Origin of the sequence: Pseudolysinimonas yzui, from assembly GCF_014653215.1 — a bacterium.
GTDB classification, from domain to species: domain Bacteria; phylum Actinomycetota; class Actinomycetes; order Actinomycetales; family Microbacteriaceae; genus Pseudolysinimonas_A; species Pseudolysinimonas_A yzui.
Map to the genome: position 1 here is coordinate 24016 of NZ_BNAI01000004.1, position 15309 is coordinate 39324.

Annotated in this window: 16 protein-coding genes; 5 read left to right on the forward strand and 11 right to left on the reverse strand. The window is 69.6% G+C overall.

All coding sequences use genetic code 11. From position 1 onward, the window contains the following. Positions 1 to 87 precede the first annotated feature (87 nt). The 4 genes from IE173_RS10415 to IE173_RS10430 are packed head-to-tail and all read right to left on the reverse strand — an operon-like array spanning position 88 to position 4356. Positions 88 to 1521: an amidohydrolase family protein gene (locus tag IE173_RS10415; protein WP_191283431.1), complete on the reverse strand. Its 1434-nt coding sequence runs from the start codon at positions 1519 to 1521 to the stop codon at positions 88 to 90. Beyond that, a complete protein-coding gene (locus tag IE173_RS10420; RefSeq protein WP_191283432.1) occupies positions 1518 to 2585 on the reverse strand; it encodes a zinc-dependent alcohol dehydrogenase in 1068 nt (355 codons plus the stop codon). The genes IE173_RS10415 and IE173_RS10420 overlap by 4 nt, the downstream gene beginning before the upstream one ends. After that, the gene (locus IE173_RS10425; RefSeq protein ID WP_191283433.1) at positions 2582 to 2893 is read right to left on the reverse strand and encodes a Dabb family protein; all 312 of its coding nucleotides are present in this window, start codon (positions 2891 to 2893) and stop codon (positions 2582 to 2584) included. Before IE173_RS10425 ends, IE173_RS10420 begins: the two co-directional genes overlap by 4 nt. Beyond that, positions 2890 to 4356: an amidohydrolase family protein gene (locus tag IE173_RS10430; RefSeq protein ID WP_191283434.1), complete on the reverse strand. Its 1467-nt coding sequence runs from the start codon at positions 4354 to 4356 to the stop codon at positions 2890 to 2892. The genes IE173_RS10425 and IE173_RS10430 overlap by 4 nt, the downstream gene beginning before the upstream one ends. A 132-nt stretch (positions 4357 to 4488) precedes the next feature. Here IE173_RS10430 and IE173_RS10435 point away from each other — a divergent pair, with 132 nt between their 5' ends. After that, positions 4489 to 5538 (forward strand): ketopantoate reductase family protein, encoded by a 1050-nt coding sequence (locus tag IE173_RS10435; RefSeq protein ID WP_191283435.1) that lies wholly within the window; start codon positions 4489 to 4491, stop codon positions 5536 to 5538. Between the two features lie 45 nt (positions 5539 to 5583). Continuing rightward, positions 5584 to 6612, forward strand: coding sequence for a ketopantoate reductase family protein (locus IE173_RS10440; RefSeq protein ID WP_191283436.1), 1029 nt, complete (start codon positions 5584 to 5586; stop codon positions 6610 to 6612). Here IE173_RS10440 and rlmB read toward each other — a convergent pair. Next, on the reverse strand, positions 6609 to 7604 hold the full coding sequence (rlmB, locus tag IE173_RS10445; protein ID WP_191283437.1) for a 23S rRNA (guanosine(2251)-2'-O)-methyltransferase RlmB: 996 nt from the start codon (positions 7602 to 7604) through the stop codon (positions 6609 to 6611). The genes IE173_RS10440 and rlmB overlap by 4 nt on opposite strands. Next, the gene (gene cysS / locus IE173_RS10450) at positions 7604 to 9016 is read right to left on the reverse strand and encodes a cysteine--tRNA ligase (protein WP_191283438.1); all 1413 of its coding nucleotides are present in this window, start codon (positions 9014 to 9016) and stop codon (positions 7604 to 7606) included. Before cysS ends, rlmB begins: the two co-directional genes overlap by 1 nt. Before the next feature lie 36 nt (positions 9017 to 9052). On the opposite strand from cysS, the gene IE173_RS10455 reads away from it, so the two are divergent. Beyond that, entirely contained in the window at positions 9053 to 9529 is a 477-nt protein-coding gene (locus tag IE173_RS10455) for a GNAT family N-acetyltransferase (RefSeq protein ID WP_373298467.1), read from the forward strand. A gap of 23 nt (positions 9530 to 9552) precedes the next feature. Here the strand turns inward: IE173_RS10455 and ispD are convergent, their stop codons facing one another. Together ispD and IE173_RS10465 are read right to left on the reverse strand one after the other, a co-directional pair. Next, positions 9553 to 10716, reverse strand: coding sequence for a 2-C-methyl-D-erythritol 4-phosphate cytidylyltransferase (gene ispD, locus IE173_RS10460; RefSeq protein ID WP_191283439.1), 1164 nt, complete (start codon positions 10714 to 10716; stop codon positions 9553 to 9555). A 13-nt stretch (positions 10717 to 10729) separates the two neighbouring features. Next, complete coding sequence (locus IE173_RS10465) at positions 10730 to 11212, reverse strand: CarD family transcriptional regulator (protein ID WP_191283440.1); 483 nt, start codon at positions 11210 to 11212, stop codon at positions 10730 to 10732. Between the two features lie 131 nt (positions 11213 to 11343). Here IE173_RS10465 and IE173_RS10470 point away from each other — a divergent pair, with 131 nt between their 5' ends. Further along, entirely contained in the window at positions 11344 to 11871 is a 528-nt protein-coding gene (locus IE173_RS10470; RefSeq protein ID WP_191283441.1) for a DNA modification methylase, read from the forward strand. Between the two features lie 9 nt (positions 11872 to 11880). On the opposite strand, the gene IE173_RS10475 is transcribed toward IE173_RS10470, so the two are convergent. Together IE173_RS10475 and IE173_RS10480 are read right to left on the reverse strand one after the other, a co-directional pair. Then, the gene (locus IE173_RS10475) at positions 11881 to 12561 is read right to left on the reverse strand and encodes a response regulator transcription factor (RefSeq protein WP_191283442.1); all 681 of its coding nucleotides are present in this window, start codon (positions 12559 to 12561) and stop codon (positions 11881 to 11883) included. After that, positions 12558 to 13718, reverse strand: coding sequence for a sensor histidine kinase (locus IE173_RS10480; RefSeq protein WP_191283443.1), 1161 nt, complete (start codon positions 13716 to 13718; stop codon positions 12558 to 12560). Before IE173_RS10480 ends, IE173_RS10475 begins: the two co-directional genes overlap by 4 nt. Before the next feature lie 169 nt (positions 13719 to 13887). Here IE173_RS10480 and phoU point away from each other — a divergent pair, with 169 nt between their 5' ends. Next, positions 13888 to 14541, forward strand: coding sequence for a phosphate signaling complex protein PhoU (gene phoU, locus IE173_RS10485; RefSeq protein WP_191283444.1), 654 nt, complete (start codon positions 13888 to 13890; stop codon positions 14539 to 14541). 13 nt (positions 14542 to 14554) lie between these two features. On the opposite strand, the gene IE173_RS10490 is transcribed toward phoU, so the two are convergent. After that, positions 14555 to 15298, reverse strand: a complete 744-nt coding sequence (locus tag IE173_RS10490) for a phosphoglyceromutase (RefSeq protein ID WP_191283445.1) — start codon at positions 15296 to 15298, stop codon at positions 14555 to 14557. Positions 15299 to 15309: the final 11 nt, after the last annotated feature.

Here is a 15309-nt window from a genome sequence, read left to right on the forward strand (position 1 = left end):
TGTGTGCGCACGACTCTAGAAGCCTGACTGCACACTGTCAAGTAGAGGTTACCGTTTTGTCCAGTGAAGCTGAACAACGGTCGCAGCTCAGGCGCGTTCGCGGTAGAGCGGGATGTCGATGGGAGGCTGCGGGATGAAGCCGCCGTGGGCATCCATCTGCTCGTAGAGGTAGCTCTGCGAGCCCTCCATGCGGCGCATCGCGGCCGCCACGTCGACGTGCACGAGACGCCCGCCGCGCTTCACGACGCGACCGTCGACGAGCACCGTGTCGACGAGACCCGCATGGGCCTGGGCGATGATCGCCCCCGCGGGATCGCGGCGGTTCCAGCCCGCCTGGCTGACGCCGCCCATCTCCAGCAGCACGACATCCGCGCGCTTTCCCGGAGTCAGCGAGCCGACGACGTCATCGACCCCCGCCGCCTTCGCACCGTTCACGGTCAGCCAACGCAGCGCATCCCGGGTGGTCCAGCTCATCTCCTGAGGCGCCCTCCACTCCCGGTACCCGGGTTCGTCGGCGCGGTAGCGGCTCGCCTGGAGGACCAGGCGGGCATGGGAGATCATGTCGCCCGAATCGCCGCTCACGCAGTCGATGCCCAGGCTCGGGCCCGGGGTGTGCGCCGTGACCTCCGCGATCGCCGGGTACCCCATCCCCATCTGCATCTCGGTTTCGGCGCAGACCGAGACCATGGTGCCGGTGCCCTCCAGCATCGTCCACTCCTCGGGCGTGTTGAAGGTGCAGTGCACGAGCAGCAGATCGTCGCCGAGCAGGCCGTGCTCGTGCATGACCTCGACGTCTTTGAACAGCTGGCGCACCATCACCTGATTGGCGTGCTGTGACATGCGCGCACCGAGCTCGCGGGCGAACCCGAACTCGCGCACGACTTCGGCCACCGGGGTGATCGCGAGCTCTTGCGGCACGAGGCCGAACCGCAGCGGCTGGGCATCGGAGGAGAAGTACCGCGACTTGATCTCGAGGGCGAGTGCCGATCGGCGGCCATAGCTCTCGGATTCCGCGGAGCCGGCCGTGCCCCCTTTGCTCTCGCTCCACTTGTTCTCGAGGATCGGCGTCATGCCGTGTCCGTAGAGCCCGCGGATGCCGGCATCCAGCAGGCCCGTCACGGCGGCGTGCGCACCGTCGGGGTCGAGGATGTTGTGGCAGTAGTCGACGATGCTCGTCACGCCGTAGTTGAGGGCGTCGAGTGCCCCGAGGTAGTTGCCGACGTACATGTCCTCGGCCCGATAGCGCGGGGCCATCTGCAGACGGATGCCGCGGAGGTAGTCGGGGATGTTGCCGTCGGCGAGGATGCCGCGCAGCGCGGTCTGCCAGGTGTGGCGGTGGGTGTCGACCATGCCCGGCATCGCGATCATCGTCGAGGCGTCGATCACCTCGGCGTCGGCCTCGATCCCGGGCCGCACCTCGGCGATGGCTCCGTCGATGATCAGGATGTCGGCGCGCTCGAAGTCGCCGATGGCGGGATCCATCGTGACGACGGCGGCGCCACGGATCAGGGTGCGGCTCATGGTGTCCTCCCGTGTCGGGCTGTCCGCGGAGCGTCGGTCCACGGATCGATGAGGGTCTTGATCTGCCGGGCGTCGCCGGCGATGAGCGGGTCCAGTCCGGCGGACACGACCGCGTCGAGCGGGATGACCTCCGCGGCGACGTCGCTCCAGTCGGCTCGGGTGCCCAGCAGCCGGACCGCCTCCGGGATGTCGGTGGCCAGCACGTGCGCGACCGTGCCGACGATCGTGTACTCCCGCAACGTCCAGGCCGCGAGCTCGACCGAGAGGGCTTCCTTCTGGATCCCGACCGGCACGATCACGCTGCCCGGCCGCGCGGCGTCGAGCACGGACGCGAGGCCGGGCGCGCTGCCGCTGACCTCGAACAGCACGTCGGGCGACATCCCGAGTTCGCTCAGCCGATCGGAGAGGGTCGCCTCGCCGGCGAGCAGCGTCTCGTGCGCGCCCAGCTGCCGCGCCAGGTCGAGACGCCCCGGATCGCGATCGACGACGAGCACGCGGGCCCCGGTCGCGGCGGCCGCGACGGTGATGAAACTGCCGATCCCCCCGACCCCGACGATGACGGCGTCGGAGTCGGCGTCGAGTCCGCTGCGCCGTACCGTATGCACCGCGACCGCCATCGGCTGGGCGAGCCCGAGGGTGTCGAGGGAGAGGCCTGACGCCGTCGCGTCGTAGAGCGTCGATACCGGCGCCAGCGCATACCCGGCGAGCCCGCCGTCATGGTGGAGTCCGAGCGTCTCGTACGACGTGCACAGGTTGGTGCGTCCGCGTCGGCACATGCGGCATGTCCCGCACGCCACCCCGGCTCCGCACACGACGCGCGCGCCGACCGCGAGGCCGACGACGCCGGGACCGATCCGCTCGACCGTTCCGGCGAACTCGTGCCCGAGCACGACCGGCGGTCGGCTCAGCACGGGCCCTCGCGCATACTCGGTGGCGTCACTGCCGCAGACGCCGCAGACCGCGACGCGCACGAGCACCTCGCCCTCGCGGGGCTCGGGAACGACGCGGGCCTCGATCCGCACGTCCCCGGGCCCGTAGAAGACGGCGGCCGAGGACTCGCTCATACCCGCGTCCCGTCCGGCACCGGTAGCTGCACGGCGGCGCGGGTCGCGATCATCCGGCCCAGCAGCCGTTCGTAGACCGCGGCGTGCGCCGCCGAGTCGAGGTAGGCCGAGAGCCCCGCCTCGTCGTCGACGACCGCCGCGACGCCGTAGTCGGCGCCCCCCGGCCGGAGCCGGAGGCTCTCGCCGCAGCGGTAGGAACGCAGGGCCGGGATACCCGCGGCCATCTCCTCGAGCGCCGCCGTGAGCTCGGCGACGTCGTCCGCGGTGACGTCATCGGCCCAGGTGAACGCCGCGAGGTGCAGGATCACGACGAGGCCTTGACCTGCGCGTCGCCAGAGTCGGTGTAGGCGTACGGGTTCGGGATCGCCTCGTCGGCGGGGATCTCCGGGTGCATGCCCTCTTCCCACGCGTCACCGATCTGCGACCGCACGTACTCGACCGACGCGGCGACCTTGTCGCGGATCGGCGCGAGCGGCAGGCCGAGGCGGGTTCCCTCGTACTTCACGACCTTGCCGTCGACGACGACGGTGTGCACGTCGGCGGTGCCGGCCTGGTACACGACGTGCACCGCCGGGTTGAGGATCGGTGTCATCGCCGGCGACTCGTCGTTCTTGAGCAGCACCAGGTCGGCCTTCTTGCCGACGGTGATCGAGCCGAGCTTGTCGGCCATGCCGATGGAGGTCGCGCCGCCCATCGTCGCCATCCAGAGCACGTCTTCGGCGCGCAGGCGGTTGGTGACGATCGTCTCGTTGCGCGCGTGTGCTTCGAGGTGGTCGCGCGACCGGTCCGCGCTGAGCGTGGCGCGCATCGCCGAGAAGAAGTCGGCGCTCCACCACACGCTGGTGTCCATCGAGAGCGACGCCGGGATGCCGTACTTGCGGATGGCCCAGGTCGACGGGTAGCCCTGACCGGCGCTCTGCTCGCTCTCGGTCGCGACCGAGACGGTTCCCCCGGTGGCGGCGATCTTCTGGTAGCTCTCGGCGCCGAGAGTCGTCGCGTGCACGTAGGTGACCTCGGGCGTCATGAACCCGGCGTCGTACATCTGCGAGATCGAGGTGTCGGTCGTCGCCCCCCATACGCCGGCGTGGGTCGTGACCCGGAGTCCGAGTTCGCGAGCGGCCTCGAACGCCCCCTTCTCGGGGAAGTCGGGGGAGCCGGTGACGTCGAACGCGAGCTGGAGGGTGAGCATGTCGCTCGGCGACGAGAAGTTGCGGCTCACGAACTCGCGGAACTCGGGGGTGTTCGCCCACTCGCCGGGGCTGCCCATGTAGTTGCCGTAGCCGAGCACGAACCGGCCGGGGATCTCCCGGAACGACTGAAGTGCCGCCTCACCGTGATCGACGGTGCGCAGTCCGTGCGACCAGTCGAGCGTGGTGGTGACACCCGTGTCGACCGACTCCAGAGCCGAGAGCAGATTGCCGGCGTAGATGTCTTCCGGCCGGAAGATGTTGCCATAGGTGAGGTAGTAGAAGACGAAGTACTGACTCAGGGCCCAGTCACCGCCATAGCCGCGCAGGGCTGTCTGCCACATGTGGCGGTGCGTGTCGATGAACCCGGGCGTGAGGATGCCGCCACTCGCGTCGATTTCGAGCGTTCCCTCCGGGACGGCGAGTCGGGGGCCGACGGCCGCGATCGTGTCGCCGCTGACGAGCACGTCGGCGTTCTCGAGCACTCCCGCGCTGTCGACGGTGATGACGGTCGCGTTGCGGAAGACGAACGGGCGGTCGGGGGCGAATTCTTCGGCGCGGGGGGCCGTGGGGGGCTGGGGCACAGGTGTCTCCTCATCGAGAGCATTCAGCAGCGCTTTACACTCTGGCTCAGAATGGGCGCATTTCGCAAGTATTACTGTCGGAGCGTTCAACTGGACTGTAGATTGGCGTCCACCGGGAGTGAAGGAGGTCCCATGTCGGGGCAACGCGTCGCCGTTCTGGGTTCCGGAGCCAACGGCTCGTCGATCGGTGCCGACCTGCACGCCGGCGGTGTCGACGTCACGCTCATCGAGCAGTGGCCGGCCCACGTCGAGGCGATCCGCCAGCACGGACTGAGCATCCGGATGCCGGAGCGCGAGCTGCACGTCACGCCGCGCGTGATGCACCTCTGCGAGGTCGCCACCCTGCGGCACCGGTTCGACATCGTGCTCATGCTCGTCAAGGCGTACGACTCCCGCTGGGCCGCGGAACTCATCCGCCCCTACCTGGCGGACGACGGTCTGCTCGCCGCTGTTCAGAACGGCATGTCGACGCGCGATGTCGCCGAGATCGTCGGTGCCGACCGCACGATGGGAACCGTCATCGAGATCTCGTCCACGCTGTACGACCCGGGGATCGTCGACCGCCACTCCGGCCCCGACCGCTCGTGGTTCGCCGTCGGCGGTCTGCCCGGATCGGCCGCACGTGGTCGCGAAGAGCAGGTCGCGGCGCTGCTTCGGCACTCCGGATCCGTCGCGATCGTCGAGGACATCGAGGCGACGAAGTGGATGAAGCTGGTCAGCAACGCGACCGTCCTGGTGCCGACCGCGAGCCTCGGCCTCCCCATGCTCGATGCGCTCGGGGTTCCCGGAATGCGCGAGCTGATGCTGCGCTCGGGCCAGGAGGCCCTCGATGTCGGAGCGGCTCTGGGACACCCGGTGTTGCCGATCTTCGGCCTCCGCGAGAGCGACCTCGCCACGCCCGAGACGGTGGTGGAGACCCTGCTCGACACCCTCTATGACGGTTTCGTCCGGCCCGGGGCAACCACAACGGTGCTCCAGGACTGGACCAAGGGCCGGCACAGCGAGGTCGACGATCTCAACGGGACCGTCGCTCGCGAGGGACGTCGCGTCGGTGTCCCGACACCCGTGAACGATGCCGTCGTCACGATCGCGCACCGGATCGAACGCGGGGAGCTCTCCCCCGACCCCGCGAACCTGGGCCGCATCCTCGATGCCGTGACCTCGAGTGTTGCGTCAGACTGAACATTGTGTAAAGTCACGACGGACTGAGTAGGCAAGGAGGCCATCATGACGCGCATCGCCGTCCTCGGCACGGGAGCTCAAGGCGCCGGCATCGGGGCAGACCTGGTCCGGGCCGGGCTCGACGTGACCTTCATCGAGCAGTGGCCGGCCCACGTCGAGGCGATGCGCGAACGCGGCATCGAGGTACGGATGCCCGACGGCCCCGAGGTCACGGCCGTCACGGCCTACCACCTCTGCCAGGTCGCCGAACTGCGCGAACCGTTCGACATCGTCTTCGTCCTGGTCAAGGCCTACGACACCCGCTGGGCGTGCGAGCTCATCCGGCCGCTCCTGCATGACCGCAGCGTCGTCGTCGGCCTGCAGAACGGCATGTCACTCGACGACATGGCCGACGTCGTCGGTCCGGGCCGCACGATCGGCGCGGTCATCGAGATGGCCTCGAACATGTTCGAGCCCGGGATCGTCACCCGGCAGACCCGGCGCGCCGACTCCTGGTTCGCGGTCGGCGCCTATGACGACGCGGCCCGAGATCGCGAGCCTGCGGTGCAAGCCGCCCTCAGCCACGCCGGCACCGTCGACATCGCCGCCGACATCCGGTCGTCGAAGTGGATGAAGCTGGTCGCCAACGCCGGTGAGCTCGTGCCGTCCGCCATCCTCGACGTCGCCCTCTACGACGCCGTCCGCATGCCGGGCGTCCACGAGTTCATGATCGAGTGCGGCAAGGAGGCCGCGCGCGCGGCGATCGCCGACGGCTGCCGACTCGTCCCCATCTTCGGTCTCACCGCCGAGCAGGTCACCGGGCCCGACCAGTATGCCGCCGACCTGCTCGGCGAGGTGCTCGACAAGTACTCTCTGCCGGACACCCGAACGACGGTGCTGCACGACTGGATGAAGGGGCGGCACTCCGAGTACCGCGAAGTCAATGGACTCGTCGTCGACGTGCTGACCCGGGCGGGGCAGCCCGCGCCCTACAACACCCACGTCATCGAGGTCGCACAACGGATCGAGGCCGGCGAGCTGACCCGCGGCCCGCACAACCTCGAGCTGCTGCTCGCGGTCCCGGCGCCCGTCTAGCCCTTCGCGGCGCGCAGTTTCGAGATCTCGTAGAGCGCGACGCTCACCGCGATTCCGGCGTTGAGCGACTCGGTGGCGGAATCGATCGGGATGCTGACGACCGCGTCGCAGGTCTCGGTGACGAGCCGCGACAGCCCCTTGCCCTCGCTGCCGACGACGATCACGACGGGTTCCCTCGCGAGCGCCAAGCCGGGCAACGACACGTCGCCCCCGCCGTCGAGGCCGAGCACGAACACGCCGCGGCTCTTCAGGTCTTTCAGCGTCTGGGTGAGGTTGGACGCCATCGCGACCGGCACCCGCGCGGCGGCCCCGGCCGACGTCTTCCAGGCCGATGCCGTCATCCCGACACTGCGGCGCTGCGGCACGATCGCCCCCTGACCGCCGAACGCCGCGACCGAGCGCACGATCGCACCGAGGTTGCGCGGGTCGGTGATGCCGTCGAGGGCGACGAGCAGCGGAACTTGGCCGCGCTTCTCGATCGCGTCGAGCAGTTCCAGGGGGTGCGCGTACTCGTAGGCGGGCACCTTGAGCGCGATGCCCTGGTGCACCGAGTCGGGCCCCGACATGCGGTCGATCTCTTGCCGCATCACCTCGAGCACCGGGATGTGGCGCTTGCCGGCCAGCGAGATGGCCTCCTTGACGCGGTCATCCATCTCGAGCCGGGACGCGATGTACAGGGTCGTCGCGGGCACCTTCGCGCGCAACGCTTCGACGACCGAGTTGCGACCGGTGACGACCTCGGCCTCGCCCTCCTTCTTCGGCGCGCGGCGCTGGGGTGCGGGGCGGGCGTCGGTGGGAGACTTGCCGTGCTTCGCGCGTGCGGCGTCGAGGCGTTCCTGGGCGGCCTTCCGCTTGCCGGCGACGTGCCAGGAGCGATCGGTCGCCTTCGGGGTCGGACCCTTGCCTTCGAGCGCCTTGCGGCTGTGACCGCCGGTGCCGACCTGGGGGCCCTTCTTGTTCTTGCGTGCGCCGGGGCGCCCGGGCTTAGCCATCAGGTGCTCCACCTAGTTCCGTCGGGGCCGTCTTCGAGGGTGATCCCCGCAGCGGCCAGGGTGTCGCGAACCGAGTCGGCCGCGGCGAAATCTTTGGCTGACCGGGCGGCTTCGCGCTGCCCGATCAGGTGCTCGACGAGCGCGCCGAGCGTGGCATCCGCTCCCCCGCCGTTCTCGGACGCCCACTCCGGCGCTGCGGGGTCGAGGCCCAGCACGCCGAGCATCGCGACCACCTCGGCCCGCAGGCGGGCGGCGAGCGCGACATCCTTCGCGTCGAGGGCGGCGTTGCCCTGCCGCACCGCCTCATGCAGCACGCCGAGCGCCTGCGGAACGCCGAGGTCGTCATCCATCGCGGTGGCGAAAGCGTCGGGCACCGGCAGCACGCCGGTCTGCTCGACCTCGGGCGTCGCCTCGACGGCCCGGGCGACCCGGTCGAGGAAGCCCTCGATGCGGGTGAACGCCGCCTCGGCCTCGACGAGCGACCCCTCGTGGTAGTCGATCGTCGACCGGTAGTGCGCACTGCCCAGGTAGTAGCGCACGACGATCGGCCGGGCGAGGCTGAGGAACTCGGCGGCGTAGATCGAGTTGCCGAGCGACTTCGACATCTTCTGGCCCTCGACCACGACGAGCCCGTTGTGCACCCAGTGGGTCGCGAACGCATCCCCCGCGGCCGTGGACTGCGCGAGCTCGTTCTCGTGGTGCGGGAAGCGCAGGTCGAGCCCGCCCCCGTGGATGTCGAACGCCGCGCCGAGGTAACGCCGCGACATCGCTGAGCACTCGATGTGCCATCCCGGGCGCCCCGGACCCCAGGGCGAGTTCCACGACGCAGAGTCGGGTTCCCCGGCCTTGGTGCCCTTCCAGAGGGCGAAGTCGCGGGGGTCGCGCTTGCCGCGCGTCTCGGCGTCGGCGCTCGCCTCCATGTCGTCGGGGCGCTGGTTGGTGAGCGCTCCGTACTCCGGCCAGGTCGTGACGGCGAAGAACACGTCGCCCGTGCCGTCGTCGGCGACGTAGGCGTGCCCCTTGTCGATGAGGTCGGCGATCAGCTCCTGCATCCCGGGAATGCTCGCGGTCGCGCGCGGCTCGTACGTCGGCGGCAGGATGCCGAGCGCGTTGTACCCGCGCGTGAACTCCAATTCGACGCGGTAGGCGACCGCCCACCACGGCTCGCGGTCGCTCGCGTTCACGAGCACCTTGTCGTCGATGTCGGTGACGTTGCGCACGAAGGTGACGTCGAGTCCGCGGTAGGTGAACCAGCGGCGCCACAGGTCGTAGGCGAGGGCGCTGCGCAGGTGCCCGATGTGCGGGCTCGACTGCACGGTAGGCCCGCAGACGTACATCCCGACCTTGCCCGCTTCGAGCGGAGCGAAGTCGACGAGGCCTCTCGCCTTCGTGTCGTACAGCCGGATGGTCACCCGTTGAGCTTAGGGCGCGCCTCTACGCTGTTACCCGTGTCCCACCTCGTCTTCCGCATCGATGACCTGAGCGGGGGCCCGACCCGCGAACTCGTCGCCCACCACCTCGTCGGGATGCACGCCTCCAGTCCCGCCGAGAGCGTCTTCGCCCTCGACGTCGACGGGCTGCGGCATCCGGACGTGACGTTCTGGTCGGGATGGCGGGGCGAGCACCTCGTCGCGATCGGCGCGTTGAAGCAACTCGACGAGACGTCGGGCGAGCTCAAGTCGATGCGGGTCGCCGACACCCACCTCGGAACCGGCGCCGGTCGCGCGATGCTGCAACACCTGATCGCCGAGGCCCGCCGCCGCGGGATGCGCACGCTGTGGCTCGAAACCGGCAGCACCGACGACTTCCAGCCCGCACTCCGGCTCTACGCGAGCGAAGGCTTCGTCGAGTGCGGCCCGTTCGGCGACTACCCGGAGAACCCCTTCTCGGTCTTCATGACCCTTCCCCTCTCGGTGGTCGAGTAGCGCCGGAGGCGCGTGTCGAGACCTCAGGCGGATGCCGACAGCAGCGCGGTCGCGATCGCCGCGATCCCCTCGCCTCGCCCGGTGAACCCGAGGCCGTCGGTCGTGGTCGCCCCGATCGTGACGGGCGCACCCACGAGCGCGCTGAGCCGCGCCTCCAACTCGGAACGTCGCGGCGCGATCTTCGGCCGAACGGCGACGACCTGCACGACCACGTTGACGACGGCGAACCCTGCGCCCGAGACGAGGGCGAGCGTCTCGCGTACGAACACCTCACTTGCGGCGCCGGCGAATCGCGGATCGTTCGTGCCGAAGCGGCTTCCGAGGTCGCCGAGCCCCGCCGCCGAGAGCAGGGCGTCGCAGATCGCGTGCAGCACCGCATCCCCGTCGCTGTGTCCAGCGAGACCGGGTTCGTCGGTCCAGTACAGGCCGCCCAGCCAGAGCGGCGCCGTCTCGTCGTAGGCGTGGACGTCGATTCCGACGCCGGTGCGCAGCCCCGCCGTCTGCGCGCCCAGCACGTTCTCGGCGCGACGCAGATCCCACGCCGTGGTGATCTTGAACGCACGGGCCTCGCCCTCGACGACGCTCACCCGCCCGCCGTGCGCCGCGAACAGCGCGGCGTCGTCGGTGTGTTCGTCGGTCGCGCTCGCGTAGGCCGCCTCGAGGTCCGCACGCGGGAAGCCCTGCGGGGTCTGCACGTGCACGAGGTCGCTGCGGTCGACGGTGCCCTGCACCACGGCATCCGGCCCCACCCGCTTGACGGTGTCGGTGACCGGCAGCGCCGGGATGACGCCGGCCCCCGTCGTGCGCACCGCCCGGGCGACGCGGTCGATGAGCGCCGACGGGGTGAGAGCGCGCGCGGCGTCGTGCACGAGCACCGTGTCGACCTCCGCCGACAGGGCCGCGAGCCCCGCCGCCACGGAGGCCTGGCGCGTCGATCCCCCGGCGACGACCGTGATCGCGCCGGATGCCCCACCCGCGACGCGCTCCGCGATGGTGCGCGCGGCCTTGACGTGCGACTCGGGCGCCACGACGACGACCTGGGCGGGTTCGACGGAGTCGAACACCCCCCGAAGCGCGCGCTCGAGGATCGGCACACCGCGGAGCGCCACGAACGCCTTCGGCTCGGCGCCGCCGAGGCGCGCACCGCTGCCGGCGGCGACGACGACGATCCCGAGCGTCGGGGTCATGCCGAAGCGACCGCTAGGAGGCGAGGACCTCGTCGAGAACCGTCGAGGCCTTCTCTTCGTCGGTCTTCTCGGCGAGCGCCAGTTCGGAGATCAGGATCTGGCGGGCCTTCGCGAGCATCCGCTTCTCACCCGCCGACAGACCGCGGTCCTGGTCACGACGCCAGAGGTCGCGCACGACCTCGGACACCTTGATGACGTCACCCGACGCGAGCTTCTCGAGGTTGGCCTTGTAGCGACGGCTCCAGTTGGTGGGCTCTTCGGTGAACGGGGCGCGGAGCACCTCGAACACTCGGTCGAGCCCCTCCTTGCCGATCACGTCACGCACGCCGACGAGGTCGACGTTGTCGGCGGGGACCTCGATGGTCAGATCGCCCTGGGTGACGTTGAGCTTCAGGTACAGCTTCTCCTCGCCACGGATGACGCGGTTCTTGACCTCGATGATCGTCGCGGCGCCATGGTGGGGGTAAACGACGGTTTCGCCGACCTCAAAAAGCATGGAGTTGTTCCTTCCGCAGACTGGCCAGTCTACCACGGGGAACCGGGGGTAAGCCTGGCCTAACTCCGACCTCGCGCTCTGTCGCCGCTAGGCTGGGGAAGCTCGTGAAGATAGAGACCGGAAGGGTCGCAGTGAGAGTTCGTACCGGGGCTTCGATCGCCACCGCCATCGCCCTCGTGGTGGGCCTGAGTGCCTGCAGCTTCGCCTTCCCGCAGACGCAGAAGCCCTACGACGCCAGCGACGGCGTGAGTGTGACGGTCGGCGACGTCAAGGTGCTCAACGCGATCGTGTTCACCGAAGACGGCGAAGACGGCAACTTCTCGGCAACCGCCGCCAACTCCGGCGACAGCGACATCGACCTGACCCTCCAGTACGTGTCGGGCGGCGAGAAGGTCAACGTCGAGCTCGAGGTCCCCGCCGGCGAGACGGTGCGGTTCGGCAGCGAGGGCGACCAGGTCTTCCTGCCCGGCATCGACACGAACGCCGGGTCGCTGCTGACGATCTACGTGCAATACGGCGACCGTCCGGGCAAGCAGATCGACGTGCCGGTTCTCGACGTCGCGCTCGGCGAGTACGACGGCCTGCTGCCGACCCCGACTCCCACGCCGACCCCGACGGTCACCGCGACCCCGGAACCGACGCCGAGCCCGACCCCGTAACCGTTTCGGCTACCCCTCGAAGCGGTAGCCGAGGCCGCGCACGGTGAGCAGCAGCTTGGGCTCCGACGGCTCGTCCTCGATCTTCGAGCGGATGCGCTTGATGTGCACGTCGAGGGTCTTGGTGTCGCCGAAGTAGTCCGACCCCCAGATGCGGTCGATGAGCTGCCCGCGGGTGAGCACCCGCCCGGCGTTGCGCATGAGCAGCTCGAGCAGCTCGAACTCCTTGAGCGGCATCGCCACCTCGTTGCCGCGCACCGAGACCGAGTGGCGCTCGGTGTCCATCCGCACGGTGCCGACCTCCACCACCCCGTGCTGGTCGTCGGCGACCTCCGTGTGCCGGCGGAGCACGGCCCGGATACGGGCGAGCAGCTCCCGCGACGAGTAGGGCTTGGTCATGTAGTCGTCGGCGCCGAGTTCGAGCCCGACGACGATATCCACTTCGCTGTCCTTCGCGGTGAGCATGATGATCGGCACCGAGGATCGCGACCGCAGCTCGCGACACACCTCGGTTCCGGAGAGGCCCGGCAGCATGAGGTCGAGAAGCACCAGGTCGGCGCCCGCCCGGTCGAACGCGGCCAACGCGACCCGGCCGTCGTCGGCGATCTCGGTGTCGTAGCCCTCCCGCCGCAGCAGGAACGAGAGCGGCTCCGAGAGGGAGGGCTCGTCTTCGACGATGAGGATGCGCGTCACGTGGTGGCTCCGAGGGTGGTGGCGACGGCCGGCGTGTTGACGGCCTCGGGCAGGCGGATGGTGAAGGTCGACCCGCTGCCGGCGTGCGACCAGACCCGCACGTCACCACCGTGGTTCTGCACGACGTGCTTGACGATCGCGAGGCCCAGGCCGGTGCCGCCGGTGTTGCGGCTGCGGGCGGAATCGACGCGGAAGAAGCGCTCGAACACCCGCTCGCGTTCGGCTTCGGGAATGCCGACCCCCTGATCGGTGACGGCGATCTCGACGACCCCGTCGGCGTGGCTGACGCCGATGCCGACCCGCGAGTTGTCGGGCGAGTACTGGATGGCGTTGGCGACGAGGTTGTGCACGGCGGTGACGAGCATGCCGGCATCCCCGAACACCTCGGTGCCGGCGTCGCCCCCGGAGACCAACGCGATGCCGTGCTTCTCGGCGGCGACCCGGTTGCGGTCGACGGCCTGCGCGATGACGGCGTCGATGTCGACCACCGCGGCCTCCTGCAGCACATCGGATGCCTGGAGACGGCTCAACTCGATGATCTCGTGGGTCGTGCGGGCCAGCCGCTCCGCTTCGATCGAGAGCCGCTTCGCGAACCGCTTGACCTCATCCGGTTCGTTCGACGCCTGCTCCAGCGCCTCGGCGAGCAGGCTCACCGCGCCGATCGGTGTCTTCAGTTCGTGACTCACGTTCGCCACGAAGTCGCGGCGCACCTCTTCGAGGCGATACGACTCGGTGCGGTCTTCGGCGAGCACGAGCACGAAGCGGGTGCCGAGTCGGGCCACGCGCACGAAGACATAGATGGATGCCTCGCCGAACGGCCCGCGCGAGAGGTGCAGCTCTTTGCCGATCGGCTCGCCGTCGCGGCGCACCTGATCCACGAGCGCGACGAGTTCGGGATGCATGAGCGCCTGGTTCCAGACCAGGCCGAAGGCGAGCGCACCCGTCGAGGCCTTGAGCACGTTGTTCGAGGCGTCGAGCACGATGCCGGCCGATTCGAGCGAATCGATGACCTCGTCCGCGCCTTCCGGCACCGTCGGCGTCACGACGGCGACCGCTCGCTGACCGCGTCGATGTGCCGCCACGATCGCGGCAGCCGAGCCGGCCCCCAGGAGGAATCCGAACGCGATCGCGACCGGCACGAGCCAGGCCTGGTCCATGCGACTAGATTAGGGCGCACCGGGAACCCGCCATCGGGTGGATCCCCGGTGATCCGGGCCCCGGCCGCGGAAAGTTCAGGCGTCCGACACCGGACGTTAACCTGATGCGGGCAGCGTGGCCTGCGTTCGGGCGGTTCGATGCTGCCCGCGAAACGAGAGGACGTGCAGGATGCGCGAGGTGTTCCAGCAGGAGCTGCGAGAGGTGCAGGACCGGCTGGTCGAGATCGCGTCCCTCGTGACCGAGTCGATCGAGAAGGCGACGCAGGCGTTTAACGAGTCGAACGTCACCTTGGCAGAGACGGTCATCGCCGACGACGACAAGATCGACGCCGCCGCCTACGAGCTCGACGAGCTCGCGATCCAGATCCTCGCCCGCCAGCAGCCGGTCGCCCGCGACCTGCGCATCGTGGTGAGCGCGCTGCGCATCAGCGCGTCGCTGGAGCGGATGGGCGACATGTCGACCCACATCTCGCAGCTCGCGCGCTACCGCTTCCCCGAGAAGGTCGTGCCGAAGAAGCTGCGTCCGACGTTCGTCGAGATGGGCCGGCTCGACGTCGAGATCGCCCGCATGCTCACCGAGCTGCTGCGCACGCAGGACACCGCGATCGCCGAGGCGATCCGCAACGAAGACGACAAGGTCGACGCCCTGCACCTCTCGGTGTTCGACACGGTGCTCGGCGAGAGCTGGAAGGGCGAGGCGGTCGACACCGTCGACTCGACCCTCGCCTCGCGCTACCACGAGCGCTTCGCCGACCACGCCGTCTCGATCGCCAAGAAGGTGCAGTACCTCGCGACAGGCGACTGGATCCCCAGCGACAGCTAGTGAGTTCGGGCCACTACTTCTTGCCCTGCGCGGCGACGGCGGCGGCTCCGGCGGCGGCGGCTTCGGGGTCGAGGTAGCGCGACGGCGCGGTGGGGCGGAAGGCGTCATCCAGCTCATACACGAGCGGGATGCCGGTGGGGATGTTGAGTTCCGCGATCTCGTCGTCGGGGATGCCGTCCAGGTGCTTCACGAGGGCGCGCAGCGAGTTGCCGTGGGCGGTGACGAGCACCGTCTTGCCGGCCGCGAGGTCCTTCGTGATGTCGGACTCCCAGTAGGGCAGCATCCGGTCGATCACGAGCTTCAGGCTCTCGGTGCGCGGGAACTCGGCATCCGGGATGTCGGCGTACCGCTCGTCGCCGAACTGCGACCATTCGGCGTCGTCGGCGAGCGGCGGGGGCGGCACGTCGAATGAGCGGCGCCAGGTCTTGAACTGCTCCTCGCCGTAGGTCGCGAGGGTCTTGGCCTTGTCGAGGCCCTGCAGCGAGCCGTAGTGGCGCTCGTTGAGACGCCACGACCGCTTCACCGGGATCCACAGCCGGTCGGCGACCTCGAGCGCGAGGTTCGCCGTCTGGATCGCCCGGGTGAGAACACTCGTGTAGAGGATCTGGGGCGCGAGGCCCGACTCGGCGAGCAGTTCGCCCGCGCGCTTGGCCTCGGTGACGCCCTGCTCCGAGAGGCGCACATCCACCCATCCGGTGAACAGGTTCTTCTGGTTCCAATCGGAGTTGCCGTGGCGGAGCAGGATGAGGGTCGACATGGGCTCCAGCC

Bases quoted from the DNA above. Each gene is read 5' to 3' on its own strand.
- IE173_RS10420 (WP_191283432.1), bottom strand. From the start codon at position 2,585: ATGAGCGAGTCCTCGGCCGCCGTCTTCTACGGGCCCGGGGACGTGCGG.
- IE173_RS10480 (WP_191283443.1), bottom strand. From the start codon at position 13,718: ATGGACCAGGCCTGGCTCGTGCCGGTCGCGATCGCGTTCGGATTCCTC.
- IE173_RS10465 (WP_191283440.1), bottom strand. From the start codon at position 11,212: ATGCTTTTTGAGGTCGGCGAAACCGTCGTTTACCCCCACCATGGCGCC.
- IE173_RS10435 (WP_191283435.1), top strand. From the start codon at position 4,489: ATGTCGGGGCAACGCGTCGCCGTTCTGGGTTCCGGAGCCAACGGCTCG.
- rlmB (WP_191283437.1), bottom strand. From the start codon at position 7,604: ATGGCTAAGCCCGGGCGCCCCGGCGCACGCAAGAACAAGAAGGGCCCC.
- IE173_RS10415 (WP_191283431.1), bottom strand. From the start codon at position 1,521: ATGAGCCGCACCCTGATCCGTGGCGCCGCCGTCGTCACGATGGATCCC.
- ispD (WP_191283439.1), bottom strand. From the start codon at position 10,716: ATGACCCCGACGCTCGGGATCGTCGTCGTCGCCGCCGGCAGCGGTGCG.
- phoU (WP_191283444.1), top strand. From the start codon at position 13,888: ATGCGCGAGGTGTTCCAGCAGGAGCTGCGAGAGGTGCAGGACCGGCTG.
- IE173_RS10440 (WP_191283436.1), top strand. From the start codon at position 5,584: ATGACGCGCATCGCCGTCCTCGGCACGGGAGCTCAAGGCGCCGGCATC.
- IE173_RS10490 (WP_191283445.1), bottom strand. From the start codon at position 15,298: ATGTCGACCCTCATCCTGCTCCGCCACGGCAACTCCGATTGGAACCAG.